General features: G+C 67.6%; 2 protein-coding genes. Both read left to right on the top strand.

What is annotated here, in order from left to right; all coding sequences use genetic code 11:
- On the top strand, window positions 1-1,160 hold a 1,160-nt coding region (gene sufB, locus Q0H50_RS09285), incomplete at its 5' end, for a Fe-S cluster assembly protein SufB (RefSeq protein ID WP_294421678.1).
- A partial coding sequence (locus tag Q0H50_RS09280) for a SufD family Fe-S cluster assembly protein (RefSeq protein WP_294421677.1) occupies window positions 1,160-2,363 on the top strand: 1,204 nt, incomplete at its 3' end. The genes sufB and Q0H50_RS09280, both read left to right, overlap by 1 nt.

The raw sequence follows: 2,363 nt of genomic DNA, 5'->3' as shown, positions 1-2,363 counted from the left end.
TCAAGCCCAACACCGACCAGAAGTCGGACTGGGACTCCCTGCCCGACGACGTAAAGAACACCTTCGACCGCCTGGGCATCCCCGAGGCCGAGCGCAGCTACCTGGCCGGCGTCGGCGCGCAGTACGACTCCGAGCTGGTCTACCACAACATGCAGGACACCGCTTCCCGCATGGGCATCGTGTACTCCGGCATCGAGGAGGCGCTGCACGACCCGCAGTGGGAGCCGCTCATCCGCGAGAAGTTCATGACGCTCATCCCGCCCACCGACCACAAGTTCGCCGCGCTGCACGGCGCGGTGTGGTCCGGCGGCAGCTTCGTGTACGTGCCGAAGGACACCAAGCTCGACTTCCCGCTGCAAAGCTACTTCCGCCTGAACGCGAAGGGCGCGGGCCAGTTCGAGCACACGCTCATCATCGTGGAAGACGGCGCCGACCTGCACTTCATCGAGGGCTGCAGCGCGCCGAAGTACAACGTGGCGAACCTGCACGCGGGCGCTGTGGAGCTGTTCGTCGGCAAGAACGCGCACCTGCGCTACTCGACCATCGAGAACTGGTCGAAGAACATGTTCAACCTCAACACCAAGCGCTCCACGTGCGACGAGGGCGGCTCGATCGAGTGGGTGTCCGGCAGCTTCGGCAGCCATGTGGGCTACCTGTACCCCATGTCCATCCTGGCCGGCCGCAAATCCACGTGCACGTTCACGGGCATCACGTTCGCCGGCACGGGCCAGAACCTCGACACCGGCTGCAAGGTGGTGCTGGCCGCACCGGAGACCTCGGCGTCCATCGAGACGAAGTCCATCTCCAAGGGCGGCGGCGTGTCCACGTTCCGCAGCAGCGTGGTCGCCACGCCGAAGGCCGAGAACTCCGCGTGCAGCGTGTCGTGCCAGAGCCTCATGCTCGACGACCACAGCCGCTCCGACACCATCCCGGCCATGGACATCCGCTGCAAGCACGTCGACATCGGGCATGAGGCCACCATCGGCCGCATCGGCGACGACAAGGTGTTCTACCTGATGAGCCGCGGTATCTCGGAGGAAGAGGCCCGCACGATGATCGTGAACGGCTTCGCCGACCCCGTTTCCAAGGAGCTGCCGCTCGAGTACGCCGTGGAAATGAACAACCTCATCAAGCTGGAAATGGAAGGGGCGATCGGATAATGGGCGCCGACGTTTTGAGCAACGTGAACGCGATGCCCGCGCCTACCTGGCATCGCCTTGATATGAACGAGACCGCCGTGGAGCTGCCCGAGGGCCTGTCCTTCGCAGCCCAGGTGGAAGTGGAAGCTGCCGCCGAGCTGATCGGCGAAGCGGGCGCCTTCGACGCGGCCGTGGCCGCGCTGCAGGAGCGCGTCGATGCGGCCCGCGCCGCCGGCCCCGCCGACACGCGCGCCATCCTGAAGGCGGTCGACCCCGACGTTGACCCCGCCGACCTGGACATCCCGGCGCTTTCCACCTACGAGCACAAGGCCGTGCGCCAGGAGATGGCGAACAACGTGGCCGAGGCGTTCGAGTGCGGCATGGGCGAGCAGGCCACCGAGTGGCTGTCCCAGGCCGCCGGCAAGGGCGCCGCAACCGTGTTCGCGCCGGCCGCCGGCAAGCGCGGGCAGGCCACCGTGCGCATCGCCGGCGTGGACGGCGCCGCCAACGTGGCCACCATCGACGTGGTGGCCCCCGCGGGCGCTGCGTTCGACCTGACCGTGTCGCTTGACTCCCCCGCCGCCGGCAGCGGCGTGGTGGGCGTGGTGCTGCGCGTGTTCGCCGGCGAGAACGCCCACGTCAACGTCACGTCCGTGCACACGCTCGACGAAACGTGGATGGCGCTCGACGACACGGGCATCGTCTGCGACGAGGGCGCGTTCGTCACCGTTCGCCATCGCATGCTGGGCGCCGGCAAGTCCTACACGGGCCTGGCCACCGACCTGCGCGGCGACCTGTCGCGCGTAGACGTGGACACCCGCTACCTGGCCGCCGGCCAGGACGTGCGCGACTTCAACTACGTCGTGCGCCATCGCGGCAAGAAGACCCGCTGCAACATCGACGCCAACGGCGCGCTCATGGGCGAGTCGAAGAAGGTCCTGCGCGGCACCATCGACATGGTGCGCGGCTGCAAGGGCGCCGAGGGCACCGAGCGCGAGACCGTGCTTCTGGTGGACGAGCGCGTGGACAACAAGACCATCCCCGTCATCCTGTGCGACGAGGACGACGTGGCCGGCAACCATGGCGCCACCATCGGCCACGTTGCCGCCGACCAGCTGTTCTACCTGAAGTGCCGCGGCCTTTCCCAGGAAGCCGCCGAGGGCCTGTTCGCCACGGCAACCCTGGAGGAAACGGCGCTTACCATCGAAGACGAAACCGTTCGCG

The sequence above is a fragment of the uncultured Senegalimassilia sp. genome (assembly GCF_934632265.1).
In the GTDB taxonomy this organism is placed as follows: Bacteria; Actinomycetota; Coriobacteriia; order Coriobacteriales; family Eggerthellaceae; genus Senegalimassilia.
The sequence above is the reverse complement of the archived record's forward strand: the minus strand, read 5'-3'. Positions and strand labels throughout refer to the sequence as shown.